Origin of the sequence: Terrabacter aeriphilus (genome assembly GCF_039542985.1) — a bacterium.
Taxonomy (GTDB): Bacteria; Actinomycetota; Actinomycetes; order Actinomycetales; family Dermatophilaceae; genus Terrabacter; species Terrabacter aeriphilus.
Genome location: NZ_BAABIW010000009.1, coordinates 163,788 through 189,153, shown reverse-complemented (window position 1 = coordinate 189,153; position 25,366 = coordinate 163,788). Strand labels below are relative to the sequence as shown.

Below are 25,366 nucleotides of genomic sequence, written 5' to 3'. Positions count from 1 at the left end.
AGTGTGGATGTCGGCGGTGTCGGGAGGTCGGGCGGTGTCGGACCCGTCGGGCTCGCTCCCTCGGCCCGGGAGCGACCGGCGGGTGCGACGTTCACCGGCCGCGCGCGACGCCGGCGGTGGGTCGGTCGGCGATCTGGATCGACTGCCAGATCTTGCCGTACCACGGCGAGGTGTCGTTGGCCATGGGCGCCGCCACGACGGGGCGCGGCGCCGTCGGCGCGTTCGGGGTGTCGGCGCCCGGGTCGATGACGGTGTACGCCCGGTCACCGACGCGCACGAACTTGAGCCGCTCGCGGGCCTGCACCTCGATGAAGGCGGGGTCCTTCCACAGGGCCGCCTCGCGCTCGAGCGCGGCCACTGTGCGGCGCTGCTCGTCGACCTTGTCCTGCATGGCCGCGACGTCGCCGCGCTGCTGCACGAGCGAGCGCAGGGTCGGCACGAGCGTCACGGCGAGCATGACGACGATGCCGAGCAGGATGGCGCCTCGCACCCAGGCGGTCGAGGCCGAGGGCGGGGAGGGCGCGGGCGTGCGCGGTCGGGCCGCGAGGGCCGGTCGCTCCTTGCCCGCACCGGGCCGGGCGGCGCGGGAGGCGCCGGGCCGGGACTGGCCCGGGCGCGACTGACCGGGTCGGGTGCCCGACGCGCGGGCCGCCCCCGAACGCGACGTCGACCGGCCGGAGCCCGCCGGGGCCCCGGTCGGGCGCGCGCCGCCCGCCGGGCGGACCGTCGGTGACGGGCGGCCCGGGCGGGACGGCGTGCGATCGGCCACGAGGTCAGCCCTCGGCGCCGAAGCGGCTCGCGTCGAAGCGGGGGAAGGCGCCGGCTCCGGCGTAGACCGCGGCGTCGTCGAGCTCCTCCTCGATGCGCAGCAGCTGGTTGTACTTGGCGACGCGCTCGGACCGCGCCGGGGCGCCGGTCTTGATCTGGCCGCAGTTCGTCGCGACGGCGAGGTCGGCGATCGTGACGTCCTCGGTCTCGCCCGAGCGGTGGCTCATCATGCAGCGGTAGCCGTTGGTCTGCGCCAGGGTGACCGCGTCGAGCGTCTCGGTGAGCGTGCCGATCTGGTTGACCTTGACGAGCAGCGCGTTGGCGGTGCTCGTGGCGATCCCGCGGCCGAGGCGCTCCGGGTTGGTGACGAAGAGGTCGTCGCCGACGATCTGGACCTTGGCCCCGAGCAGGTCGGTCATCGACTTCCAGCCCTCCCAGTCCTCCTCGTTGAGGGGGTCCTCGATGGAGACGAGCGGGTAGGCGTCGACGAGCTCGGCGTAGTAGGCGACCATCTCGTCGGCCGACCTGCTCGCACCCTCGAAGGTGTAGGAGCCGTCGGTGAAGAACTCGGACGCCGCGACGTCGAGGGCGAGGGCGATGTCGCGGCCCGGCTCGTAGCCCGCGGCGCGGATGGCCTCGAGGATGAGGTCGAGCGCGGCACGGTTGGACTCGAGGTTGGGCGCGAAGCCGCCCTCGTCGCCGAGGCCGGTGGCGAGGCCGCGCTCGCTCAGCACCTTCTTGAGGGCGTGGTAGACCTCGGCGCCCCAACGCAGCGCCTCGCTGAAGGTCGGTGCCCCGATCGGGGCGATCATGAACTCCTGGATGTCGACGTTGGAGTCGGCGTGCGACCCACCGTTGAGGATGTTCATCATCGGCACCGGGAGCACGTGGGCGTTCGGGCCGCCGACGTAGCGGAAGAGCGGCAGGCCGGCGGACTCGGCCGCGGCGTGCGCGACGGCGAGGGAGACCCCGAGGATCGCGTTGGCGCCGAGGTTCTCCTTGTTCGACGAGCCGTCCAGGGCGAGCATCTCGGCGTCGACGAGGCGCTGCTCGCTCGCGTCGAAACCGACGAGCCGCGGGTTGATCTCCTCGATGACGGCGTCGACCGCCTGGCTCACGCCCTTGCCGAGGTAGCGGCCCTTGTCGCCGTCGCGGCGCTCGGACGCCTCGAAGGCGCCGGTGGAGGCACCGGACGGGACGGCGGCGCGGGCGAACGTGCCGTCGTCGAGACGGATCTCGACCTCGACGGTCGGGTTGCCGCGCGAGTCCAGGATCTCGCGGGCGCCAATCTCCTCAATGCTGGCCACTGACAACTCCTGTGCAGGTCGCGCCGGGGCACCCGCTGCAGGTCGCGCAGGTGCGCACCGGGGCGTGCGCCACGGCGCCACGCTGCGTCCGCGCGGTGCGCAGTCGGCGCCCCGGTACGTCCGAAGCCTAGTGGCTGACCCGCCGAACGCCTCGGAGCGACCCGGCCCAGTGTCGGATGGCGGACACCTGGCCGCGATCGGGCCCGTCGGCCGAAAAAAAGTTGTCAGACATTACCCGCCAAAGGGCGCCGAACCGGACGCAAACCGACAAATTTTTTACTCGTTCTTGACCTTCGGCTGGGTGGAACCGACATACTCCGAAGGGTCACCGGGGGGTGGCTGTTTCATTGGGGAGTTACGACACCAGCGGGGGGTTGGTGCTGTCATGGGTCAGGCTGTGCGACAACCGGGAGCGATTCTCCTGGATCTCAACGCGCGAGTCGATGAACGCCGGGCGACCGACCGGTCACGAAGCCAACGGCTGCTGCAGCTGGGCATCGCGGCCGGCGACGTCATCGTCATCCTCGCCGCGACCGTGCTGGCGGGTCTTCGCCACATCGACGTCCCGGTGCTGCCGGTCACGAACGACGTCAACACGCTCGCCCTCTCGGTCGGGCCGTGGGTCATCCTCGCGTGGATGCTCGCCAACGTGGTCCGGGGCACCTACACCAAGGCCCACCTGGGGGTCGGCACCGTCGAGTACGCCCGGGTCCTCGGCGCCGCGGGACTCACGGCCGGCGCCATCGGCATCGCGAGCTACCTGACGAAGTTCGAGCTGTCGCGCGGCTTCTTCGTGCTGCTCTTCCTCGTCGGCGTGCCGGGGCTGCTCGTCTGGCGCTGGTCGGCGCGCCGCCTCGTGCACGGCCTGCACCACCGCGGCCACCTGCTGACCAAGGTCATCATCTCCGGCTCCGAGAGCCGCATCGACGAGGTGGCGAGCGTGCTGCGCCGGGAGAAGTGGCTCGGGTTCACCATCATCGGCGCGCTCGTGCCGGCGTCACGCCCGGTCAAGGCGACCCCCGGCGGCGTGCCGGTGCTCGGCTTCACGAACGAGACCGCCTCGAACGCCCTGGCCTCGGAGGCCGACCTCGTCCTGTTCACCGAGGGCTCCTTCCCGTCGGCCGTCGACTTCCGCCGCATCGCGTGGGACCTCGAGGGCCACGACGTGCAGATGGCCGTCGTGCCGAGCCTCAGCGACATCTCCTCCGGCCGGATGGCCATGCACCCCGTGGGCGGGCTGCCGCTCGTGCACGTCGAGCCGCCGCAGAGCCTCGCCGCCTCGCGGGGCCTCAAGCGGATGTTCGACGTCGTCGGCGCCGGCGTGGCCCTCGTGCTGGCCTCGCCCGTCATGATCGTCTTCGCCCTGCTCACCAAGCTGCAGGACCGCGGCCCGATCCTCTTCCGCCAGACCCGGGTCGGGCGCGACGGGGAGCTCTTCGAGTGCCTCAAGTTCCGCAGCATGGTCGTCGACGCCGAGGCCCGCCTCTCCGGCATCAGCCACCTCAACAAGAACGCCGAAGGCGTCCTCTTCAAGGCCGAGCACGACCCGCGGATCACGCGCGTCGGCGCCATCATGCGTCGCTTCTCGATCGACGAGCTGCCGCAGCTCATCAACGTCATCAACGGCGACATGAGCCTCGTCGGCCCGCGCCCGGCCCTGCCCGCCGAGGTCCGGCGCTACGAGACCGACGTCCAGCGCCGCCTGCACGTGCGCCCCGGCCTCACCGGCCTGTGGCAGGTGTCCGGCCGCAGCGACCTGTCGTGGGAGGACACCGTCCGGCTCGACCTCTACTACGTCGACAACTGGTCGATCGTGCAGGACCTCACGATCCTGGCGCGCACCGTGCACGCGGTCTTCGCCTCCAACGGGGCGTACTGACCGACGGGCCACACGGACGGCGTGGGCGCGGACCTTCGGGGCCGCGCCCGCGCCGCGGGTCCGGCGCCCCGACCTCCCCCCGACGGAGGGGCGCCGGGCCCGCCCTCAGGACGAGGCGCGCTCGTGCAGCTCGCGGAGGGTGGCGCGCAGCTCTCCCTCGGCGTCCAGCCCGTCGGCGCGCGCGGCCAGCACGATCGCGAGCAGCCGGGAACCGATCCCATCGCCCGCGGCGACCTCGTCGACCACCGCGGCGAGCCCGGCCTTGCTCAGGCGGCCCACGGTCTTGTCGGCCCTGGCCAGGGCCGGCAGGGCGGTCGGGATGCCGTCGAGCGGGTGGGTGCGGTGCTGCTTCTCCCCCGCCTTGATCGCGTCCCAGTTGGCGGCGACCTGCTCGGCCGAGTCGGCCTCCACCTCGGCGAAGACGTGCGGATGGCGACGGACGAGCTTGTCGACGAGGCCGCCGGCCACGTCGTCGATGCCGAACGGCGCGCTCGGGTGCTCCTCGGCGACCCTCGCGTGGAAGGCGACCTGGAGCAGCAGGTCACCCAGCTCCTCCTGGACGTGGTCGGGGTCGCCGCTCTCGATCGCCTCGACGGCCTCGTGCGCCTCCTCGAGCAGGTAGGGCACCAGGCTCTCGTGCGTCTGCTCCGCGTCCCACGGGCACCCACCGGGTGAGCGCAGGCGGTCCATGACGGCCACGACGTCGAGCAGGCGCGCGCCCGGCACGTCGAAGGAGGCGATGAGCAGCTCGACCTCGGGCGGCTCGGGCAGCCGCGTGACCTCGACGGCGACGGCGTCGCTGAGTCCCGGGTCGCCGTCGGACGAGCCCACCCACACGACGTCACCGTCGGCCGTCGCCGCCACGAGGGCGCGGGCCAGCGCGGCCGGGTCGTCGTGCGGCGCCGTCCCGACGTCGATGCCGGCCTCCGCCACGGCGAGCGCCTGCGGCTCGTCGGGACGAGACCACACGGCATACGCCCCCTCGAGGGAGCTCCACGCCTCGCGGGTCAGCAGACCGGGCGCGACGCGGGGGGTCGAGACGAGCAGGACGACGCGGCCGGGCACGATCGCTCCGGGGCGCGCGACGCCGCTGCCGGCTACTGGGCCGCCGGGGCGCTGTTGGCCTCCGGCTTGACCCAGTTGGGCGTCGTCTGGCCGAGGGTGAAGTAGACGGGGCCCTCGTTCGAGGTGATGACCTTGCCGTACTTGGGGTTCACCGAGATGTCGGCTCGTCCGAGGTCGGCCCGGTAGGCGGCGATGTCGGCGGGCGTCATGCGCTGGGACTGGATGAGCGCGACGGCCTCGACGAACTCCTTCGTCGTCGGGGTCGCCCCCGGGATGGAGGAGATGACCGAGGCATAGGTCTCGTCGGGCTTCCAGGAGCCGGACTTCTCGACCGAGGCCTTGAGCAGCGGCGCTGCGACGAGGGCTGTCACGACGATGTTCTCGGCGAAGTCGAGCTTGGCCGCCTTGAGCTGGTCGAACGTCTCGCGGACGTCGGACTCGTGGATGACCTCGCCGTTGACGACGGCGGCGGCCTGCTGCCGCGTGTCGAAACCGCACCCGCCGAGCAGCGAGACGGCACCGAGCGCGACGACGCCGACGGCGGCCGCGCGCTTCGCGGGGTGAGCAGACCAAGCCTTCACGAATTTCCTCCTCTGGCGGATGCGTCTGACATCCTACGGTGCTCCCGCGGGTTACCGGGCCGCGCCCGAGGACGCGGCCGCGATGTCGTCGAGCAGGACCGCCGAGATGAGCCCGCGCGCCCACGCCAGCACCTCGACGTCACGCAGCGGCTTCCCACCGACGCGGGCCGTCATCGGGGCCGGCACGAGGATCGTGCCGAGCGCCTCCTTGACGATCGTGCCCGGGTAGAGGCGCATGAGGCGCAGCTGCTGGCTCTCCCGGAGGTCCTTGACCGGGCCGAAGCGCACGACCTTGCCCTGCAGGCCGATGTCGCCGATGCGGGCCTCGCGGGCGACGACGCGCAGCCGGGCCACCTCGAGCAGGTTCTCCACCGGCTTGGGCGGCGCGCCGTAGCGGTCGCGCAGCTCGGCGGCGATCTCGTCGACGGCCTCGAACGTCTCGACCGTGGCCAGCTTGCGGTAGGCCTCGAGCCGCAGCCGCTCCCCCGGCACGTAGTCGTGCGGCAGGTGCGCGTCGACGGGGAGCTCGATCTTGATCTCGGCCGGCACGTCCACGGTGTCGCCGCGGAAGTCGGCGACGGCCTCGCCGATGAGCCGCACGTAGAGGTCGAAGCCGACCCCCTGGATGTGGCCGGACTGCTCGCCGCCGAGCAGGTTGCCCGCCCCGCGGATCTCGAGGTCCTTCATCGCCACGGCCATGCCCGAGCCGAGGTCGGTGTTGCTCGCGATGGTGCGCAGCCGGTCGTGCGCCGTCTCGGTCATCGGCTTCTCGGGCGGGTAGAGGAAGTACGCGTAGGCGCGCTCGCGGCCGCGGCCGACGCGACCCCGCAGCTGGTGGAGCTGGCTGAGGCCGAGCACGTCGGCGCGCTCGACGATGAGGGTGTTGGCGTTGGAGATGTCGAGTCCGGTCTCGACGATCGTCGTGCAGACGAGGACGTCGAAGCGCTTCTCCCAGAAGTCCTCGACCACCTGCTCGAGGCGGTGCTCCCCCATCTGGCCGTGCGCCGTCGCGATGCGTGCCTCCGGCACCAGCTCGCGCAGCCGCGCCGCGGCCTTCTCGATGCTGCTCACCTTGTTGTGCACGAAGAAGACCTGCCCCTCGCGCAGCAGCTCGCGGCGGACCGCTGCCGTGATCTGCTTCTCGTCGTAGGCACCGACGAAGGTGAGCACCGGGTGGCGCTCCTCGGGCGGCGTTGCGAGAGTTGACATCTCACGGATGCCGGTGACGGCCATCTCCAGCGTGCGCGGGATCGGCGTGGCCGACATCGAGAGCACGTCGACCGCCGTGCGCATCGTCTTGAGCAGCTCCTTGTGCTCGACGCCGAAGCGCTGCTCCTCGTCGATGATGACGAGGCCGAGGTCCTTGAACTGCGCGTCCTTCGCGAGCAGGCGGTGGGTGCCGATGACGAGGTCGATGGAGCCGTCCGCCATGCCGGCCATGACCTCCGCGGCCTCCTTGTCGCTCTGGAAGCGCGACAGCGAGGCGACCCGGACGGGGAACTGCGCGTAGCGCTCGGAGAAGGTCTGCTGGTGCTGGCTCACGAGCAGGGTCGTCGGCACGAGGACGGCGACCTGCTTGCCGTCCTGGATCGCCTTGAAGGCCGCGCGCACCGCGATCTCGGTCTTGCCGTAGCCGACGTCGCCGCAGATGAGCCGGTCCATGGGGACCTGCTTCTCCATGTCGGCCTTGACCTCGTCGATGCTCGAGAGCTGGTCGGGGGTCTCGACGTAGGCGAAAGCCTCCTCGAGCTCGCGCTGCCACGGGGTGTCGGGTGCGAAGGCGTGCCCGCGCGTGGCCTGGCGCGCGCTGTAGAGACGGATGAGGTCGGCCGCGATCTGCTTGACGTAGCGCTTGGCCCGCGACTTCGTCTTCGTCCAGTCGGAGCCGCCCATCTTGTTGAGCGTGGGCTCCTCGCCACCGACGTACTTCGTCACCTGGTCGAGCTGGTCGGTGGGGACGTAGAGGCGGTCGCCGGGCTGGCCCCGCTTGCTCGCGGCGTACTCGATGACGAGGTACTCGCGCGTGGCCCCGCCCACGGTGCGCTGCATCATCTCCACGAAGCGGCCGACGCCGTGCTGCTCGTGCACCACGTGGTCGCCGGGACGGAGCTGGAGCGGGTCGACCTGGTTGCGGCGGCGCGAGGGCATGCGGCGCATGTCCTTCGTCGACGTCGAGCCGCCGACCGAGCCCGTGAGATCGGTTTCGGTGAGGACCTCGAGTCGAGCAGCCTCGTCGACGAATCCCCTTCCGAGACAAGCGGTCGTGATGACGGCCCGCCCCGTCGGAACGCCGTCGGCCATGCGCTCGACCGGCACCTCGTGGTCGCGGAGCACCTCCTCGACGCGCTTGGCCAGGCCGGGCCCCTCGGTGACGATGGCGACCCGCCAGCCGTCGGCGATCCGCTGCCGCACGTGACCGACCGCGCGCTCGGTGTCGCCGCGGAAGGCCTCGGACTCGACCGTGCCGAGCGCGAGCCGGACGTCGACGTCGTCGTCCTCGATGACGAGCTCCGCGTCCGAGGTGAAGGGCGTCATGGTCCACCACGGCCGCCCGGCACCGACGGCGTGGGCACGCACCTGCGCGAGGGTCCAGTAGGAGGCCGAGCCGAGGAGCGACTCGAGGTCGACGGGCACGACGTTCCCGGCCGCGGCGTTCGCCCAGCTCGCCTGGAGGAACTCGTCGCTCGTCAGGACGAGGTCGTGGGCCCTCGTGCGGATGCGCTCGGCGTCGGCGAGCAGGACGGTCGACGAGCGGGGCAGCACGTCGAGCACCGACTCCATGCCGTCGACGAGGGCCGGCGCCAGCGACTCCATGCCCTCGACGGCGATGCCCTCGGCGACCTTCGCCAGCATGTCGGCGACGCCGGGCAGCTGCGTCGCGAGCTCGGCGGCCCGGGCGCGCACCTCGGGCGTGAGCAGCACCTCACGGCACGGCGGGGCCCACAGGCCGTGCTCGGCCACCTCGAGGCTGCGCTGGTCGGCCACCTTGAACCACCGCACCTCCTCGACCGTGTCGCCCCAGAACTCGATGCGGACCGGGTGCTCCTCGGTGGGCGGGAAGACGTCGAGGATGCCACCGCGCACGGCGAACTCGCCGCGCCGCTCGACGAGGTCGGTGCGCGTGTAGGCGGCTGCCGCCAAGGCCTCGACGACCTCGGTGAGGGGCTGCTCGTCGCCGGGGCGCAGGGCGACCGGCGCAAGGTCGCCCAGGCCGCGCGTGATGGGCTGCAGCACGGCGCGCACGGGCGCGACGACCACCGACAGCGGGCCGTATGCCGCGTCGTCGGGGTCCGGGTGCGCGACCCGCCGCAGCACCGCGAGCCGGCGACCGACGGTATCGCTCCGCGGCGACAGACGTTCGTGCGGGAGCGTCTCCCAGCTCGGGAACACGGCGACGGCGTCGCGGGGCAGGAAGGCCTCGAGCGCCACGGCGAGGTCGTCGGCCTCACGCGTGGTGGCCGTGACGACGAGGAGCGGCCCGGACCCCACGCCGGCCCGCGCGAGGGCGGCGACGAGGAACGGTCGCGTGCCGTCGCTGCCCGAGACGTCGAGCAGCTGCGCGTGGCCCAGCTGCTCGAGCACCCGCCGCGGGGCGGGCTCCGCCTGCCACGCGTCGAGGAGGCCTGAGAGGTGGGCCGGCGAGCCGGTGGTGGTGGCCATGAGCGGAGGTCCCAACGTGTCGAAGGCGGTCAGGTGCCACCGGCCGCGGTGGGCGGCACCGTTCCCGGACAGCACGGACGCGCCGTCACGGGGACGGCACGCATCTGCCCCACTCTAATCGCGCCCACCGACCGTCCACCGACCGCCCGGACGGGCAGCCCGGACGCGCCCGGACCTGCCCGCAGCCGCCCACGTCGGCCCGGACGGGGCCGACCGGCGCCCGCACGACACGTCCGACGGCTCGTCACCGGCTCACGGCGTGTCGGACCGGGGCGCGACCGTCGGGGCGGCCCGCGGCTCGGGACGACGGCAGCGGCCCAGCGCGCGCATGACGGTCGCGGATCACGCTGCAGCAAAAGGACGTTCGGCGGGGTGACCGTGCTCCTCCAGGAGTCGGCCGCGGTGCGGGCGTGGCCCGGCTGACGCCCTTCGCGGCGGTCTCGTCGAGGCGGACAGGTCGTGGATGCCCGTTTTGCACCGCCCGGACACCCGCTCGTACAGTGAGTCCCCGTCGTGCTCGTCCGGCCCTCGCCGACGAGCACTCACAGCCCGCCCCGACGGCCTCCCTCATCGGCCGCAGGGTCCCGCTGCACGGCGCCGGCTCAGGCCGGGGCCGCCGCGACGCGTCGCCCCCGACGCGACGCCGCTGGACGCCTGACCTGCGTCCCGCACCGGCCTCGACCGACCCTCCGGGCGAGAGCCACGCGCCGCACCCGTCGGCCGGTCGCCCCCACGGCCGGGCCGAGGCTCGGCCGCGCCCTGCGGCCCGCGTGCGACGCCCTCCGAAACAGATCCCCTCAAGGTGGTACCCCCTCATGTTCGAGTCCACTCGTCGCAAGACCCTGGCCGCTGCAGGCCTCTGCGCGGCCGTCGTGCTCCCGATCGCCGCCCACGCCACGACCGCGGACGCCGCGACCGGTCACGTCCGCTACGGCGTCAACCCCGGTGGCTGGCGCTCCCTCGGGCAGACTGCGCCCGAGGCCTACCGCGCCGCGGTCAGCGCCTACGGTCCACTAGGTTTCATGCGGCTCTGGCCCAACAACTTCACGACGACCTGGCGAGGCGGGCTCATCCCGACGTACGTGTACGACGCGAAGACGGCCGTCTACATCAACCTCGGCTCCGATGTGGCGGGCGTCAACAAGGGCGCGCACGACGCAGCCTTCACGCGCATTCTCCAGACCGCTCCCAAGGACCGCCCGATCTGGTTCTCCTTCGCCCACGAGCCCGAGGGCGACGGCTTCACCGTCGCCGCCTGGCAGCAGGCGCAGATGCGACTGGCCAAGCTCAAGGCTCGCTACGCCCCGGCGAACGTCAAGTTCGCACCGCTGCTGATGGGTTCAACCTTCCACCCGAGCCGCTACAAGGTCTCCGCGTCCGGCAACGTCCCCTGGTCCACGTGGTTCAACTTCGACCTCACCAACGTCGACGCCCTCGGTGCGGACCTCTACCAGTGGGGCAAGAGCGACGCGACTGCGGATGCCGCTGCCACGGTCGTCAACCCGGCCGTCTCGGCCGCAAGGTCGAAGGGCAAGGACCTCCTCGTGGGTGAGCTCGGAGCGCGCAACAACCTCTCCGACGGTGCTCGCGCGAAGTTTCTCCGGGATGCCGTGACGATCTTCGACGCCTCCCCCGCGGTCAAGGCGGCGGCGTACTTCGAGAGTGACAACGGGGCGAAGGGCCCGTGGAACCTGCTGCCGAAGCCCGGAAGCAACTCACCGCACATGCCGCAGAGCATCGCCACCTGGAAGTCCGCGGTCGCCTCGTCGCCGACCTCCTGACCCGATTGGGAACCGGTGTGACCGCCGGGGTCCGAGGCCACTGCGCCTCGGACCCCGGCATCACGCATTCCACCTCCGGCGACTCCCCCCGCATGGCAGGCTGGTCACGCGGGTGGGCGCAAAGGGGGAGGAAAGACGTTGACATCGTTGACTGCTGCCGTTCGGACGACGGCGCCACGGATCGTCGTGGAGGGGGCTGCCGCGGCGGACCTGGAACTGGTGCGCGACGGCGTGCGGCTCCCCTGGCGCCTGCTCGGCGGCCGCGTCGAGCCCGGCACCGACGTGGCCGGCGGCCGCACGGCCGACCCGTCGGCCACGGCTGGGGCCCGCCGGCTCACGGTCGAGGTGGCGGACGGCGACGTCGCACTGGCACCGCTCGTCGACAGCGGACGCCTCGTGCTCACCGACGCGACGTGCCTGCCGCTGGCCGAGCTGCAGCGGACCGAGCTGGAGCGCGGCGAGGGCGTCGACGGCCGTGAGCGGCTGACGGTGAGCGGTGAGCTCGTCACCGACCCGAGGGCGCCGATCGCCGACTGGCTGCACCCCGGCGCGACGCTCGTGCTGGCCCAGCGACCACTGCTCGCCGACGAGGTGACCGGTCCACTCGTCGTGCTCGCACCGAGCTCCCCGACGCCACAAGGCATCCCGGCCGGCGTGTTGCGTGCGGCCCTCCTCGCGACGGCCGCGACCCACCCCGACGTCACGGTCGTCGACGCCCCGGTCTGGTGGCGCGACGCCGACAGCGACGCCGCCCTCGTCGCGGCCGTCGCGCACTCCGCCGGCTCACCGGTCCGCGTGCTCGCCCACAGCGACCCGGCGTGGCTCGCGGCAGGGGCCGCGCTCGACCGGGGGCTCGAGCCCGCGGGCCTGCACCCGGCCGTCCGCACCGTGCTGCTCCGGTGGCGCCCGCCGCGCACCCGCCGCGGCGTCGTCGTCCTCCTCACGGGCCTCTCCGGGTCGGGAAAGTCCACGCTCGCCTCCGCCCTCGTCGAGCGCATCGAGAGCGAGGGGGCGCGCAGCGTCAGCCTCCTCGACGGTGACCTCGTGCGCCGGCTGCTGTCGTCGGGGCTCGGCTTCGACCGCGCCGGGCGTGACGCCAACGTGCTGCGCATCGGCTTCGTGGCCGCCGAGGTGGCCCGGCACGGAGGAATGGCCGTCTGCGCCCCCATCGCCCCCTTCGCGCAGACCCGGGCCGAGGTCCGCCGGATGGTCTCCGAGGTCGGCGACTTCGTCCTCGTGCACGTCGCCACCCCGCTGGAGGTGTGCGAGCAGCGCGACCGCAAGGGCCTCTACGCCCAGGCGCGGGCCGGGTCCCTGCCGGAGTTCACCGGCATCTCGTCGCCCTACGAGGCGCCGGTCGACGCCGACGTCGTCGTGGACACGACGGGACGCAGCCTCGAGGAGTCCCTCGAGCAGATCGTCGAGCACCTGCGCGACGGAGGGTGGATCGGATGAGCTTCGACCCGCTGCTCACGATCGCCTCGCTCGGCATCGGCATCATCGTCGGGCTCACCGGCATGGGCGGTGGCGCCCTCATGACGCCGATGCTCGTGCTCTTCTTCGGCGTGCCGCCGCTCACGGCCGTCTCGAGCGACCTCGTCGCGGCCGCGGTGATGAAGCCCGTCGGGTCGATGGTGCACCTCCGCCGGGGCACGGTGAACCTCGCGCTCGTCAAGTGGCTCTGCATCGGGTCGATCCCGAGCGCCTTCGTCGGCGTGCTCATCCTCAACCGCCTCGGCTCCGGCGCGGCCGCCCAGCACTGGCTGCAGGTCGCCCTCGGGGTGGCCCTGCTGCTGGCCTCGGCCGGACTCATCGTGCGGGCCTACCTGCGCCTGCTCGAGCGGGCGCGCCGACTCGACGGCAGCGCCGCGCCCCTGCCGCCCGGCCCGCCCACCGTGCGGGTCCGCATCTGGCAGACCGTGCTCGTGGGCGCGGTCGGCGGCATCGTCGTCGGCATGACCTCCGTGGGGTCGGGCTCGCTCATCATCATCGCGCTCATGGCGATCTACCCCAGCCTCAAGGCGAGTGAGCTCGTCGGCACCGACCTGCTCCAGGCCGTGCCGCTCGTGGCCTCCGCCGCCATCGGGCACATGCTGCTCGGCGACTTCCACCTCGACCTGACGCTCTCGCTCCTGCTCGGCTCGATCCCCGGCGTCTGGATCGGCGCCCAGCTCTCGGCGCGTGCCCCGGGCGGCCTCGTGCGCCGGGCGCTCGCCTTCGTGCTGCTCGCCTCGGCCCTCAAGCTGCTCGGCGTGCCCAACACGGCCACCGGGATCGTCCTGCTCCTGGCCCTGCTCGTCGGGCCGCCGGTGTGGTTCGCCGCCCGGCGCCGCCACGGCCTGCCCGCCTTCTCCGGCCGGCTCGCGCACCGCTCGACCGCCGTGCCCCACGCCGCACCCGGGTCCACCTCCGAGTCCATCTCTGAGTCCATCTCCGAGTCCGGTTCCGAGGCTCGGGCACGCGTCACCGAAGCGGGCGACGCAGCCCACTGACACGACCATGACGGGAAAACGGTGTGATCCGCGTCACACCTGGCACGGGTCCGCTCTCACAGCGTTCCTGAGCACGCGCGCGTGCTCAGGAACGGGGGTGCGGACGGTCCGTGGGTCCTGACCGGATCGTCCGGATTGGTGTCATCTGCCCGTTCCCATCGGACCTGTCGTGACCTGTCCCCGTGTGCAGGGGTCCGCTAGGGTTCCGTTCGCCTTCACACACATCGCCTAATCCCGGAGCCCTCGAGGCCTCCCGGGAGCCGGGGACCCACCGTTCCCTCGGGGTGAATCAGGAGCCTCCTCCTGTAGGGCGCCATCCGGCCCGAACCCGTCAGCTAACCCGGTCGGCAGCCTAGGAGACCTGGAGCAGACATGCGCACCACCCCTCGCTTCGCCCTGCCCGCGCGCAGATCCCCCCACCGCTTCACCCTCGCCGCCCTCGGCCTCGCCGCGGCCGGCTCGCTCGTGGCCACCCTCGCCGTGCCGGCGCAGGCCGCCACGGCGACCGCACTGCCCGGCGGCAAGATCTACGCGGGAGCCGCCGGCGACACCGCGACGATGCAGTCCAAGACCGGCACGGCGGTCGGCATTCACAAGTACGGCACCTTCGAGGGCTCGGTCCCCACCGGCCGGATGGTGACGGCCAACACGTCGGCGAACTGGAGGACCGTCGCCAACGCCAAGTCCGGCTCGGCGCTGTACGCCAATATCGTCCGTTGGGCGACGACGATCAAGGCCCGGAGCGGCCTCACGCTCCTGGCGTTCGGCCACGAGCCGGAGGTCCTGGCGAAGTCCTCGCTCGGCACCCCGGCCGAGTACCGCGCAGCGTTTGCCCGGGTCGTCACGATCTTCCGGCAGCAGGGCGTCACCAACGTCAAGTTCACCCTCCAGCTGACGGCTTGGTCCTACCGCACCAAGCCGTCAGACCGCGCGTACGCCGCGAACTGGTACCCGGGCGACGCGTACGTCGACGTCGTCGGGGCGGACGCATACAACTGGAGCTCGTGCGGAGAGGGCAAGGGCGCCTGGGTCGAGCTCAAGACGCTCGTCGATCCCGTCCTCGCCTTCGCGAAGCCACGCGGCAAGCTGGTCGCCCTGCCGGAGTTCGGCGTCACCAAGGACGCCCGTCGCGCCACCTGGCTGACGAACGCGAAGAACTACATCATCGCCAACGAGAGCTGGTTCGCGGCGGTCTACTACTTCAACCGCCCGCCGACGAACAAGAACAACCTCAACTGCTCGTGGGCCCTCACGACGTCGTCGGAGTTCGCCGCCTACGGCTCACTGCTGAAGAACGTCAACTTCGCCGTCTGACCGCCGGCGGACGTGCTGGTGCCGGGAGCACCCGCAGCCGCGGGCACTCCCGGCACCACGTGGTCACGACTGCCCGAAGGCGATCGACCACATGACCTCACGGTCGGACTTGTTGACCGTCGTGGCGGTCACCCCGGCGTGCGTGCCGTCAGAGGTGACGACCGCGCCGGGGTCGGCCGTGAGCGACTCGTAGCGGTACGAACCGCTCGGGTCCTCGAGGTGGTCGCGCAGGACCATGCCCGAGGGCAGGGTCCACGGCGACACCGCCGAGGTCAGCCCGGCCCAGTGCGACACGACCCAGTCACCAGCAGAGACTGCGATCTCGGGCGTCGTGTGCGAGTTCCGGCCTGCATCGACGGCACTCACCGCACGGACGCTGGTGGCGTTCGCGCCGCGGTAGACGGCGAGCTCGAGCGTGCCTAGCCGGTAGGCGCTCGGGTCGTCGAACCGCACCGTCTTGCCCACGTCCGCCGCGTCGGCGCTCTTGCGCCACACGGTCGAGGTGACCGAGCCGTTGGTAACCGTCGCCACCTGGGTCCAGCCGGTCACGCCGGTCGGCCCCGAGAAGGTGGCCACCGTCGGACGCGAGAACATCAGGAGCATCAGATCACCGGCCTGGGTCCCCATCGGCACCGCCGCGGCCTTGAACTTGGCCGCGCCGGGAGCCGAGTGGTTCGCCCCGACGAACGTCGTGCTGCTCGAGGGCAGCGTCACGACGACGTCCTTCGTCAGCGTGCCGGTGAGGCCCTTGTCGTCGGTCACCGTCAGCGTGACGGAGTAGGTCCCCGATGCGGCATACGGGTGCGAGGGCGTCTTGCCCGTGCCCGTGCTGCTGTCACCGAAGTCCCACGCGTAGGACGCGATGGTCCCGTCCGAGTCGATCGACGCCGAGGCGTCGAAGCCGCACGTCGCGCCGGAGCACGACGACCCGAACGCCGCCGTCGGCGCCTGGTTGACCGGGACCGTCACGACGACGTCCTTCGTCAGCGTGCCGGTGGCGCCCTTGTCGTCGGTCACCGTCAGCTTCACCGGGTAGGTCCCCGACGCGGCATACGGGTGCGAGGGCGTCTTGCCCGTGCCCGTGCTGCCGTCACCGAAGTCCCACGCGTAGGACGCGATGGTCCCGTCCGAGTCAATCGACGCCGAGGCGTCGAAGCCGCACGTCGCGCCGGAGCACGACGACCCGAACGCCGCCGTCGGCGCCTGGTTGACCGGGACCGTCACGACGACGTCCTTCGTCAGCGTGCCGGTGGCGCCCTTGTCGTCGGTCACCGTCAGCTTCACCGGGTAGGTCCCCGAGGCGGCATACGGGTGCGAGGGCGTCTTGCCCGTGCCCGTGCTGCCGTCACCGAAGTCCCACGCGTAGGACGCGATGGTCCCGTCCGAGTCGCTCGACGCCGAGGCGTCGAAGCCGCACGTCGCGCCGGAGCACGACGACCCGAAGGCGGCCTTGGGTGCCTGGTTGAGGGGCGGGCCGGCGAAGAGGAACATCGAGCGGCTCGACCACGACGTGCCGTCGACGGCGGGGCCGCTGATCGCGACCGGGCTCCCCGTGACGGACGCCCCGTCCCAGCCCGCCTTGTAGAGCGTGCTGTCGGTGCGCGAGGCGAAGTACACGCTGTCGCCGGCGACGAAGATGCCGCGGACGTTGCGCAGGTCGACGGAGCTGGGCACCGTGTTCGTGCGCTCGTCGACGATCCCGCTGTCGGGCGAGAACCAGCGCCAGAAGAGCCGGCTGTCACCGTAGAGCGTGTAGTAGAGCCGACCCGCGTTGTAGAACATGCCGGTCAGGTTCGGGATCTGCCCGTAGAGCGTCGGCAGGTTGCCGTCGAACGTACCGCCGAGGTTGTTGTCGACGGTCGCCCAGGCTGGGTCGTGGTACGGGTTGATCTGCATCGCAGGTCCCCACGTCGTGCCCGTGAAGGTGCGCGAGTAGAGGTAGCCGTCGGTCTGCGCGTAGAACACCTTGTTGCCGACCATGAAGGCGCCCCGGGTGTTCGACCACGCGATGCCACCGTCGGCGGCGGGCTCCGGTGCGGACGAGGCAGCCGTCGCGGTGAGACCGACGCGGCTGAGCGTGTCAGACGCCGCGGGCGGCGGCGTCGGGACACCGGCCCGGACGATCTCGATGCCGTTGACGAGCGGGTTCTCCACGACGTGCGTGAAGTCGAGCGTCACCTGGCCGCTGGCCGGCACCGTGAGGTCGATGGACTTCATCGTCCCCTTCTGGTCACCGACGTCGCCCACGATGTCGTAGTTCGTCAGCCAGGGGCTGCCGTTCGCGCTGACGCTGAAGACGCGCGAGCCGGCGGTGCTCGTGCACGAGCAGCGATTGGCGAGGTAGAGCCGAACCTGCACGTCCGTGCCGGCCGCGATCGGGAACGTCCACCGCATCTCGTTGGCGTCGCCCGGGTCCCACCGCTCGCTGTCGAAGATCGACGACGGGGTCGAGCTCGGCACGGACGGGTCGAGGGCCGCACCGCTGCCCCAGCCGGCCGCGTTGCTGCCGTCGTTGTGCAGCGGGCTCGAGCCGCTGTCGTCGGCCCAGTCGGGACCGTTGTCTAGGGCGGCGATCGCGCCGCCACCGGCGTTGACGCGGTAGAGCACGTTGGTGCTCGTGGCGCCGCCGACCGGACCACCCATGAAGACGCTGCCCGGGAGGGCGCCGACGTTCGTCTGTGCGAGCGCCACGCCGCCGGCATATGGGAACAGGGCGATCTTCTTGCGGAGGTACTTGCGGTTGCCGACCCAGTCGGTGTTGGAGCCGACCCACAGCCCCTCAGCCGTGGCCAGGACGGCGTAGACCGCCTTTCCCGGAGGATTGCGCCCGGGGTTCCACTGCAACGGGCGGCCGCTCACGGGGTCGAGAGCAACGAGGCCGGGGCGCGGCACGGCGCCTGGACCAGCGTAATCGCTGCCGTACGGGTTGTTGCCCCAGCGCTGGTGGCCGCCGACGTACACCGCGTTGTCGGTGACCTCCGTGCCCCACATGGTGTCGCCGCCTGTCTCGCTGACCCACGTCGGCTGGATGTCCGCGCCCGTCGCGTACGTCTCGAAGCGCGCTGCCGCGTCGCAGAGGGTGTCGCGCACACCACCACCCGTCGCCGCGACGACGAAGTACGAGCCATCGGGCGAGTAGGAGACGCCGCGAACGTAGGAGTCGAAGGCTCCGTTGAAGCAGTAGGGGTTATAGCGGTTGGTGTTCCAGTCCGGCGTGACGACGGCGGTCGCGCCGGTCGTCGTGATCTGCGCGACCTGGTCTCGGTCGAGGCCGTCGGCCGTGCGGAAGTTGCCGATCGCGACGATGCGGTCGCCCGATGGGCTGACATCGAGGTTCCACGGTCCGACCGGGCCCTGCGCGCCGCTGCCGGTGTTGTTGTGGTGTCCCGCGAACTGGATGTTCATCCACGTGTGGTCGACGGCGCCGGTAGTGGCGTCGAGGGCAGCGATGCCCGCGTGGGCCCGTCCCGCGACCTTGCCGAACGTGCCGGCGATGACGAGCCGGTTGCCCACCTTGACCATGTCGTTGACGACACCGCTGGGAATGGCAGGCGACGTGAACGAGGTGACGAGGGCACCCGAGCTCAGGTTGACGAGCGCCACGTTCTTGACGGCGGACGTGCCCACCTGCGTGAAGCTGCCGCCGACGTATGCCGTGTCGGTCGTCGGGCCGGGCACGATCGTGTCAACCTCGCCGTTGAAGGCGAGGTTGAAGCCGGAGAGGGCACCGGTGCTCGGGTTGAAGACGGCCACCCGGCTGCGGGCCTGGCCGTTCACGCTCGTGAAGTTGCCGCCCATCACCATCGTGGAGCCCACCTTGGCGATGGCGCGGACGTCACCGTCGTCGACGGACGGCGTGTTGGCCGCCGGGACGGCATTGACCATGGAGCTCGGCGTCGGTGGCGGCGCCGGCGGCTGCACGGCCACCGCGGCCGGACCTCCCGGGGCCACGAGGCCGATGGCCACGCCGACCACGGCAGCGGCCATGTTACGCAGTTTGTGCATCTGTACTCCCCCTCTAGGCGAACCCGGGCGGGACTGATGCCGCCCGGTGTCAGGGGTGGCCACGCGATGTCGCGGCCGACTCCCCCGAGCCGCCCGACGTCCCCCATCCCGCACTTCCCCAAGCGCAATGTAATCCGTCCGGAGCGTCCCTGTTCGGGCTTTGCGCAGTTGGGTCCGCGACGGGGGCAGCTGACGCAAACCGTGCACATCGCCGAGGCCCGCGTGGCACTGTAAGGCGACGAAACAGCTCGCGCCCACGTCGGCGCACGGAGACGGCGGGGGAAGCACACGTGGAGGACAGTCGCTCGAACGAGGCTCTGCAAGAATCGGATTCGGATCGCCGACCGAGTGTCGGTGTCGTCGTCGCCACGCGTGACCGTCCTGGTCCGCTCCGCTCGGCCCTTGCCTCGATCCTCGAGCAGGACTACGCCGGTGACATCGAGGTGGTCGTCGTCTTCGACCAGAGCGAGCCCGACCTGTCGCTCGAACGGGCGGACGGCGCCCGCCGTGTCCGAGTCGTCACGAATGTCCGGACTCCCGGCCTCGCGGGCGGCCGCAACACCGGCATCCTCGAGCTCGACACGCCCTACCTCGCCTTCTGCGACGACGACGACGAGTGGCTGCCCGGCAAGCTCGAGGCACAGGTCGCCCTGCTCGAGTCACGGCCCGACGCGGTCTTCTGCACGACGGCCATGCGGGTGACCTGGCAGGGCCAGACGACCGACCGGCTCGCCGGTGTCGACGAGGTGACCCTCGACCACCTCGCGCGCTCGCGCATGGCGATGCTGCACTCGTCGGCCTTCGTCTTCCGACGCGACGCGGCGCTCGAGCAGTTCGGGCTCGTCGACGAGACCCTGCCCAAGAGCATGGCCGAGGACTGGGACCTGCTCATCCGCGCGGCTCGGGTGTGCCCGGTGCTGCACATCGACGTGCCCTACGTCCTCGTCGTCTGGGGTGCCAGCTCGTACTTCAACGACGCCTGGTTCGACCGCAACGAGGCGCACCAGTGGCTCATCGCCCACCACCCCGAGTTCTCGGCGTCGGCGACCGGTCTCGGGCTCATGCACGGCAAGCTCGCGTTCGGCAACGCGGCCGTCGGGCAGCGTCGCCGTGCCCTGCAGCACGCGGGCGTGGCGCTCCGCGCCAACTGGCACGAGCCGCGCGCCTACCTCGCGCTCGCCGTCGCCGCCGGGGTGCCGGCACGGGTCGTGACCGAGACGCTCAACAAGCGAGGACACGGCATCTGAGCGCCGCCCCCGACACGTGAGGGGTGGCCCGCGACACGTGAGGGGTGGCCCGCGCCTGCCGGCCGCCCCTCACGTGCTGGGCGTCGGGCCGTGCCTCAGTTCGACCGCGTGGCAGTGGTAGTCGCCTTGGCGGCGGCGGCTGCCTTCGCCTGGGCGGCCGCTTTGGCCTTGGCCTTCGCGGCAGCCCTGGCCTTGGCCCTGGCGGCGGCCTTCGCCTGGGCGGCGGCGGCTGCCTTCGCCTTGGCCTGGGCAGCCGCGGCCGCCCGGGCCGCCACCCGGGCGGCCTTGGCGCGGGCGCGCGCCTCCGCCTTGGCCCGAGCGTTCGCCGCGGCCTTGGCCTGGGCCGCCGCCTTGGCCTTCTCGTTGGCGATCTGCTGCGCCGTCTTCTCCTCGCGGCCGCCACCCAGCCGGAACGCGACGCTCTTCGTCGCGAGCTCGTCGCGGCACGGCCGGAGCACCAGCTCGAGGGTGGCGCGCTCGCGGGCATCGACACTCAGGCCGTACTTCGCCTTCACCGTGATCTGGCGGGCGGCGAGGGCGCACCGGAGCGCCGTGGTCGGAGGCTGCCACGTGAGCGGCTCGCTCGCCCGCTTCCGCGCCGCTGCGGCGTCGACCGCCAGCACGGCGAGCGAGTCGTTCGCGAACGCGGCCCGCTTGGTGTCCGACCATCCCGCGGCGCCGGATCGCCAGACCTCGCTCAGGGGCACCGTGTAGTCCACCAGCACCGCCTTCGACGTCTGCGGACCGCGGACGTAGCTGATGGTCCTGCCGGTGTAGGGGTCGCGCAGGCTGCCCCGGAGCACCGCGCACCCGTTGCTCTTGGCGGCCAGGACGAGCTTGGTCATGTCACGCCGCAGCACGTCGTTGCGCGTGTCGCAGCCGTTCCCGTCGACGTCGAGGTCGACCTTGCCGAAGCGGGCGCGTGAGAAGCCGGTGGCAGGCCCCGGCTCGGCGGTCCGAAGGCGTGCGAGCAGCGCGAGCGCCGAGCCGGCCCTGGGCGGAGGCACCGGGGACGTCGACACGTCGCCGGTCACCGTCTGGCTCGGGACCACGGTGGGGGTCCACGACGTCGGTGGGACGTACGTCTGCCCGGACGGGATGTCCGGGGAGGCGCCCGGACTGGCCGCGGTGCAACCGGCGACGGCGACGAGAGACCCGCCCACAGCCGCCAGGACCAGACGGCCGGCCAAGCCCCCGTTGGCAGTTCGTCGCACGTGCTCCCCCACTTCGTCGCAGCGACTTCGAGCGTACGACAAGGCCCGTGGTGTCGAGGGCGAAATGGCGACTACCGCCCACGCTCAGGACGGTTGGCGGGACGTGGTCTCGTCGGCGGGGTCGTCGAGGACGAAGCGCGCCGCCTCCAGCCTCGCGCGCACGTCGCTCGTCACGGCCTCGATCGTCTCCAGCTCTCCGGACGAGAGCTGAGCACGCCAGGAGTCTGCGACCTCGCTCGGTCTGCGGTGCAGGTTGTGCAGCTCCCCCGAGTCGACGGCGCCCGTCTCCTGCTGCAGCTCCGCCTCCGACTGCTCCGACCACTCGAGCCCCAGCTCGGTGAAGAGCCGGCGCGCGGCGCGCTCGCCGCCGGCTGCGAGCTCGGCGTGCGACACGACGAGCAGGCCCGGCACGCGTCCGGCGTCGTTGAGCGCCATCCCGTAGAGGGCGTTCCAGAAGCGACCCATGGCCTCGGGCTCCCCGACCTGGCCCGCACGTGGCTGCTCGTCGACCGGGTGGCTGCGGGTGCGTGCCTCGTTGTGCGCCCTCACCACCGGTGCCAGCTCGTCGAGGTCGGGCTGCCACCCCATCCGCCGGTAGCTCGCCAGGGCCGCCCCCGGGTGTCGGTAGACGAGCACCGCGGAGGCGCCGGTGGTACGCGCCACGGCCGGCAGCGACAGCATGGCGAACGGGTCCTTGAGGATGTTGCGGGTGCGCGGAAGCACTGCGGCCCACTGGCGCCGGCCGTACCTGCTGTAGACCCACGGATTGGTGCCGCGATAGGCCGACCGGAGCGCCCGCGTCTGTCGCGGCGTCAAGGAGTCGAGGCTCGACCAGCCGGTCAGGGTGCGCGCCAGCGCGTACTGGCGTCCGCGGGGGTTCATCGGCTCACGCCCGGTGAGCGCCGTTCCCGGCGCCGTCGCCAGCAACCGGGCCACCCACGTGTTGCCCGATCGTGGCATCCCACTCACGAGGATCGCGGTGTTGCGGCTCATTCGACACCCCCCAGTCCCATGTTCTCGTCACACGCCTCTCCGGCCGGCCCCACGACGTCCTCGCCCTCGGCTACTCGCCCCGCCCTCGTCGACGCCCGCTCGCGTCCCGCCTGCGGGCGCGAGCGCACCGCGGTCCGCATCGCCCGCGACAGGTGCTCGACCGTGAGCTCCTCCGAGCCGCACGAGACGGCGATGGAGCGGTCGGCCAGAGCCTGCGCGATGTAGAGCTGGTGGTCGTCCACGTGCTCGCCCCGAGCCGCGCGGCGGGGCAACAGGACGGGGCACAGCCCTGCATCGAGCGCCGACAGTGCGGACCCGACGCCCGCGTGGGCGATGACGAGGTCGGCTGTCTCGACGGCCTGCCGCATCTCGTCGGCGGGCACCGACGACCGCGCGACGATCGGGAGGTCGGAGACGTCCGTGCACCCCACCTGCCAGAGCACCTCGGCATCGGGGGCCAGCACCTCCGGCAACGTCGCGAGGAGCGCGTCCACCGCAGAGCGGAACTCATAGGTCCGCATCGTCCCCAGGGTCACCACGACGCGCCGAGCCCGGCTTCGTGGCTCACTCACGTCCTCGGCCACGTAGGCGTCGAAGAGCGAGACCCCGGGCTGCCACCGTCGGCCCGACCAGCCGGAGTACTGCGTGTGGAGCCGGACGCCGGGGATCCGCGACACGATCCGCCCGGTGACGCTGGGCCCCTGGGAGCGGGCCGCGCTCTCGACGTAGTGCGAGGTGCGCCCCAGGGCCCGCGCGGCGCCGAGAAAGGGCACGGCGATGGCCGAGCCGGTCGAGACGACGAGGTCGAAACGCCCTCGGCGCACGATGCGCAGGGCGTCACGGCCGACGCTCAGTGTCGCGGCGAGGTCGCGCGGCGCGATGTAGCGCACGTGGTGCACCGTCTCGCCGGCCAGCAGCGACCGTGACTGGGGGTCGTCGAACGTCGCCCACTCGACCGCTCCGAGCGAAGCCATGTGGTGCCGCAGCCGCACGAGCTCCTCGAGGTGGCCACCCGTCGAAGCGACGAGCAGCGTGCGTCGAGGGGCAGGGCGTCGCCGCCACCTCCGGCGGATCGCGCCGTGCCACAGTTCCACGCCCGTCACCGGACTGCCTCTCCCCCGGATGTCATCGCCTCAACGGTAGAGGAGGGCACGTCACAAATCGGCGAAACCGCTGAGAGCGCATGCTCCCTCGCCTATATTTCTCATCACTGGTGGTGGAGCCGGGGGGCCCGCTTCGCGTCGTCCGTCCTCTTCAGACCGACCGACGTCGCGACAGGAACGAACCATGCAGCTGAGAACCCTTGTGCCCGAGCCGCTCCACGAGCTGAGCCGGGCGACCTACTCCCGGGTGAGCCAAGCCACTCGCTCCCTCCGCGCTCTCCCCGACTTCATCGTCATCGGCGGACAACGGTGCGGCACGACGTCGCTCTTCAAGAACATCGCCGAGCACCCGCAGGTGCTACGTCCGGGGATCGAGAAGGGGGTCGACTACTACTCGCTCTATCCCCAGCGCGGAATCGACTGGTACCGCGGCAATTTCCCGATCAGGGCCCTGGCCAGGCTGCGGACGGCGCGACATGGCGAGCCACAGGTGTTCGAGGCCTGCACGTACTACATGTTCCACCCCTTCGCGATCGAGCGGATCGCCCGGGACCTGCCGGACGTCAAGCTCGTCGCGATGCTGCGCGACCCGGTGGAACGCGCCTTCTCCGCCTACAAGCACGAGTTCGCGCGCGGCTTCGAGACCGAACCGGACTTCGTGCGCGCGCTCGACCTCGAGGACAGCCGGCTCGCCGGAGAGGTCGAGCGGATGGCGGCGGACCCGACCTACGAGAGCCACGCCCACCGTCACCACGCCTACCGCGCGCGGGGTCAGTACGCCGAGCAGCTGGAGCGCGTGTTCGCACACTTCCCCCGCGAGCAGGTCTTCGTCTGCGACAGCGAGTCGTACTTCGCGCAGCCCGCAGAGCAGTATCGCGAGCTCACCCGATTCCTCGGCCTCGAGGACTACCTGCCCGCGCGGTTCGACCAGTTCAACGCGCGTCCGAGCAAGCCCATGCCCGAGGAGGCGCGCGCTCGACTGGTCGAGTACTACGCCCCCCACGACCGCGCTCTCACGGAGCTGCTGGGGCGTCAGCCGGGGTGGATCTCCGTCTGACGCCCCGGCGTTCCGGCGAACGCCGTGTCAGCGGGCCACCGGCGCGCTGACCCGGCGTTCGTCGTCACGGGACGCACGCTCGCCCGTGATCCGGCCGGCCCCACCGGGGACGTCTCGGTCCAGGACGTGCACGACACCGACCATCGTCGCGAGCAGCAGGCCGCCGAAGAGCAGGCCAGCGAACACGTCGGTGATCCAGTGCTCGAGGTTGAACGTCCGCGCGTAGGCCTGGATGACGGCACACAGCCCGACGAACGACCAGCCGGCCGCCCACCAGCGGCGGCCCGGTGAGCGCCAGCGAAGGACGAGGAACACGATGAGGCCGTAGATGAGCACGACCCTCGCGCACCCGCCGCTCGGGAAGGAGCCGAGCGTGGTCGGGGGGTGCCCACGGTCCACCACGAGCTTGAGAAGGTCCTGCAGGGTCTTCTCCAGGACGTAGGCCACCGGCAGGACGAGCACGGGCACCCACCACCGGCGGGCCCGCCAGCAGACGGCCAGCACGAGGGCCCCGGCGACGGTGAGGAACTGGGTCTGGCTCAGCCCTCCGATGTTCGTCAGCAACCGCCACGAGCGACTCCACCACGCGGCGGCGGTCTCGTGCTGTGCCTGGAACCACTCGAAGACAGGAACGTCGAAATGCTTCTCGGTGAGCTTGATCGGCCACCCGACGGCCCACAGCACGGCGATGGTGAGACCCACGCCGGCGAAGAGGACCACAGCCGCCGTCGACACCCTGCCCACCTGCTCGACACCCGTGCGCGCCACGACGCTCCATCGCTGCCCGATCCGGGCGACTGCCGCCGGGGCACGCCACCGCTCGGCCGTCCTGATCAGGACCACTCCGACGGCTGACGCGACGAGCAGCAGCCCCACACCCAGACCCATGACCGCATTCAC

At 71.8% G+C, this 25,366-nt stretch carries 17 protein-coding genes and 1 riboswitch; of the genes, 7 read left to right on the top strand and 10 right to left on the bottom strand.

The window, feature by feature from the left end; genetic code table 11:
- Positions 1 to 91 precede the first annotated feature (91 nt).
- Positions 92 to 769 carry an FtsB family cell division protein gene (locus ABD979_RS05925; protein WP_345506523.1) on the bottom strand — a complete coding sequence of 226 codons (678 nt, stop codon included), beginning with the start codon at positions 767 to 769 and terminating at the stop codon, positions 92 to 94.
- Between the two features lie 4 nt (positions 770 to 773).
- On the bottom strand, positions 774 to 2,075 hold the full coding sequence (gene eno / locus ABD979_RS05920) for a phosphopyruvate hydratase (protein WP_345506522.1): 1,302 nt from the start codon (positions 2,073 to 2,075) through the stop codon (positions 774 to 776).
- A 397-nt stretch (positions 2,076 to 2,472) separates the two neighbouring features.
- Here eno and ABD979_RS05915 point away from each other — a divergent pair, with 397 nt between their 5' ends.
- The gene (locus ABD979_RS05915; protein ID WP_345506521.1) at positions 2,473 to 3,954 is read left to right on the top strand and encodes a sugar transferase; all 1,482 of its coding nucleotides are present in this window, start codon (positions 2,473 to 2,475) and stop codon (positions 3,952 to 3,954) included.
- A gap of 105 nt (positions 3,955 to 4,059) precedes the next feature.
- On the opposite strand, the gene ABD979_RS05910 is transcribed toward ABD979_RS05915, so the two are convergent.
- The 3 genes from ABD979_RS05910 to mfd are packed head-to-tail and all read right to left on the bottom strand — an operon-like array spanning position 4,060 to position 9,260.
- Positions 4,060 to 5,019, bottom strand: a complete 960-nt coding sequence (locus tag ABD979_RS05910; protein WP_345506520.1) for a nucleoside triphosphate pyrophosphohydrolase — start codon at positions 5,017 to 5,019, stop codon at positions 4,060 to 4,062.
- A 32-nt stretch (positions 5,020 to 5,051) separates the two neighbouring features.
- Positions 5,052 to 5,600, bottom strand: coding sequence for a SurA N-terminal domain-containing protein (locus tag ABD979_RS05905; protein WP_345506519.1), 549 nt, complete (start codon positions 5,598 to 5,600; stop codon positions 5,052 to 5,054).
- Positions 5,601 to 5,651: 51 nt separating this feature from the next.
- Positions 5,652 to 9,260 (bottom strand): transcription-repair coupling factor, encoded by a 3,609-nt coding sequence (mfd, locus tag ABD979_RS05900; RefSeq protein ID WP_345506518.1) that lies wholly within the window; start codon positions 9,258 to 9,260, stop codon positions 5,652 to 5,654.
- 815 nt (positions 9,261 to 10,075) lie between these two features.
- On the opposite strand from mfd, the gene ABD979_RS05895 reads away from it, so the two are divergent.
- The 4 genes from ABD979_RS05895 (at position 10,076) to ABD979_RS05880 (ending at position 14,847) form a co-directional block, all read left to right on the top strand.
- Positions 10,076 to 11,041, top strand: a complete 966-nt coding sequence (locus ABD979_RS05895) for a hypothetical protein (RefSeq protein ID WP_345506517.1) — start codon at positions 10,076 to 10,078, stop codon at positions 11,039 to 11,041.
- A gap of 147 nt (positions 11,042 to 11,188) precedes the next feature.
- A complete protein-coding gene (gene cysC / locus ABD979_RS05890) occupies positions 11,189 to 12,496 on the top strand; it encodes an adenylyl-sulfate kinase (protein WP_345506516.1) in 1,308 nt (435 codons plus the stop codon).
- Positions 12,493 to 13,533 carry a sulfite exporter TauE/SafE family protein gene (locus ABD979_RS05885; RefSeq protein ID WP_345506515.1) on the top strand — a complete coding sequence of 347 codons (1,041 nt, stop codon included), beginning with the start codon at positions 12,493 to 12,495 and terminating at the stop codon, positions 13,531 to 13,533. The genes cysC and ABD979_RS05885 overlap by 4 nt, the downstream gene beginning before the upstream one ends.
- 215 nt (positions 13,534 to 13,748) lie before the next feature.
- Positions 13,749 to 13,899: riboswitch (cyclic di-AMP (ydaO/yuaA leader) on the top strand.
- A 6-nt stretch (positions 13,900 to 13,905) separates the two neighbouring features.
- Positions 13,906 to 14,847, top strand: coding sequence for a glycosyl hydrolase (locus tag ABD979_RS05880; RefSeq protein WP_345506514.1), 942 nt, complete (start codon positions 13,906 to 13,908; stop codon positions 14,845 to 14,847).
- Between the two features lie 63 nt (positions 14,848 to 14,910).
- On the opposite strand, the gene ABD979_RS05875 is transcribed toward ABD979_RS05880, so the two are convergent.
- Complete coding sequence (locus ABD979_RS05875; protein WP_345506513.1) at positions 14,911 to 18,834, bottom strand: PKD domain-containing protein; 3,924 nt, start codon at positions 18,832 to 18,834, stop codon at positions 14,911 to 14,913.
- 308 nt (positions 18,835 to 19,142) lie between these two features.
- Between ABD979_RS05875 and ABD979_RS05870 the strand changes: the two genes are divergently transcribed.
- Positions 19,143 to 20,099, top strand: a complete 957-nt coding sequence (locus ABD979_RS05870; RefSeq protein ID WP_345506512.1) for a glycosyltransferase family 2 protein — start codon at positions 19,143 to 19,145, stop codon at positions 20,097 to 20,099.
- A gap of 95 nt (positions 20,100 to 20,194) precedes the next feature.
- Here the strand turns inward: ABD979_RS05870 and ABD979_RS05865 are convergent, their stop codons facing one another.
- The 3 genes from ABD979_RS05865 to ABD979_RS05855 all read right to left on the bottom strand — a co-directional run bounded on the left by ABD979_RS05865 (position 20,195) and on the right by ABD979_RS05855 (position 23,400).
- Entirely contained in the window at positions 20,195 to 21,151 is a 957-nt protein-coding gene (locus ABD979_RS05865; RefSeq protein ID WP_345506511.1) for a GmrSD restriction endonuclease domain-containing protein, read from the bottom strand.
- A 246-nt stretch (positions 21,152 to 21,397) separates the two neighbouring features.
- Positions 21,398 to 22,306 (bottom strand): sulfotransferase, encoded by a 909-nt coding sequence (locus tag ABD979_RS05860; protein ID WP_345506510.1) that lies wholly within the window; start codon positions 22,304 to 22,306, stop codon positions 21,398 to 21,400.
- Positions 22,303 to 23,400, bottom strand: a complete 1,098-nt coding sequence (locus ABD979_RS05855) for a glycosyltransferase (RefSeq protein WP_345506509.1) — start codon at positions 23,398 to 23,400, stop codon at positions 22,303 to 22,305. The genes ABD979_RS05860 and ABD979_RS05855 overlap by 4 nt, the downstream gene beginning before the upstream one ends.
- 193 nt (positions 23,401 to 23,593) lie before the next feature.
- Here ABD979_RS05855 and ABD979_RS05850 point away from each other — a divergent pair, with 193 nt between their 5' ends.
- The gene (locus tag ABD979_RS05850) at positions 23,594 to 24,466 is read left to right on the top strand and encodes a sulfotransferase (RefSeq protein WP_345506508.1); all 873 of its coding nucleotides are present in this window, start codon (positions 23,594 to 23,596) and stop codon (positions 24,464 to 24,466) included.
- Between the two features lie 27 nt (positions 24,467 to 24,493).
- On the opposite strand, the gene ABD979_RS05845 is transcribed toward ABD979_RS05850, so the two are convergent.
- Positions 24,494 to 25,354: a phosphatase PAP2 family protein gene (locus tag ABD979_RS05845; RefSeq protein ID WP_345506507.1), complete on the bottom strand. Its 861-nt coding sequence runs from the start codon at positions 25,352 to 25,354 to the stop codon at positions 24,494 to 24,496.
- Between the last annotated feature and the right edge of the window lie 12 nt (positions 25,355 to 25,366).

What these genes read in the sequence shown, in the direction of transcription:
- mfd (WP_345506518.1), bottom strand. Translation starts at nt 9,260, where the DNA reads ATGGCCACCACCACCGGCTCGCCGGCCCACCTCTCAGGCCTCCTCGAC.
- ABD979_RS05895 (WP_345506517.1), top strand. Translation starts at nt 10,076, where the DNA reads ATGTTCGAGTCCACTCGTCGCAAGACCCTGGCCGCTGCAGGCCTCTGC.
- ABD979_RS05885 (WP_345506515.1), top strand. Translation starts at nt 12,493, where the DNA reads ATGAGCTTCGACCCGCTGCTCACGATCGCCTCGCTCGGCATCGGCATC.
- ABD979_RS05880 (WP_345506514.1), top strand. Translation starts at nt 13,906, where the DNA reads ATGCGCACCACCCCTCGCTTCGCCCTGCCCGCGCGCAGATCCCCCCAC.
- ABD979_RS05875 (WP_345506513.1), bottom strand. Translation starts at nt 18,834, where the DNA reads ATGGCCGCTGCCGTGGTCGGCGTGGCCATCGGCCTCGTGGCCCCGGGA.
- ABD979_RS05860 (WP_345506510.1), bottom strand. Translation starts at nt 22,306, where the DNA reads ATGAGCCGCAACACCGCGATCCTCGTGAGTGGGATGCCACGATCGGGC.
- ABD979_RS05850 (WP_345506508.1), top strand. Translation starts at nt 23,594, where the DNA reads ATGCAGCTGAGAACCCTTGTGCCCGAGCCGCTCCACGAGCTGAGCCGG.
- ABD979_RS05845 (WP_345506507.1), bottom strand. Translation starts at nt 25,354, where the DNA reads ATGGGTCTGGGTGTGGGGCTGCTGCTCGTCGCGTCAGCCGTCGGAGTG.